This is a genomic window from Rhizobium sp. ARZ01 (genome assembly GCF_014851675.1).
Classification (GTDB): Bacteria; Pseudomonadota; Alphaproteobacteria; order Rhizobiales; family Rhizobiaceae; genus Mycoplana.
In genome coordinates this window covers 1-333 of sequence record NZ_JACVAE010000016.1, presented here as the reverse complement: position 1 = coordinate 333, position 333 = coordinate 1, and the positions used below count along the sequence as shown (strand labels likewise).

At 63.4% G+C, this 333-nt stretch carries 1 protein-coding gene; it reads right to left on the bottom strand.

Annotated elements, in window-relative coordinates; all coding sequences use genetic code 11:
• A partial coding sequence (locus IB238_RS24320) for an FAD-dependent oxidoreductase (protein WP_192253502.1) occupies window positions 1-333 on the bottom strand: 333 nt, incomplete at both ends.

The window sequence follows — 333 nt, the reverse complement described above, 5'->3', positions numbered from 1 at the left end:
GTTCCTTGGCCTTGGCTTCGGTCAGCCCAACCGAAGCGACCTGCGGGTGGCAATAGGTGCAGCCGGGGATCTTCAACTTGTCCATCGGATGCACGTTCGGCAGGCCGGCGATCTTCTCGACGCAGATCACCGCCTCGTGTTCGGCCTTGTGCGCCAGCATCGGCGGGCCGGCGACATCGCCGATGGCGTAGATGCCCGGCACGTTCGTTTTGCCGTAGCCGTCGATGGCGATGAAGCCGCGATCGGTCTTCACACCGAGCGCTTCAAGGCCGATGTTTTCGATGTTCGCCTGCACGCCGACGGCCGAGATCATCCGGTCGGCGGTGATCTTCT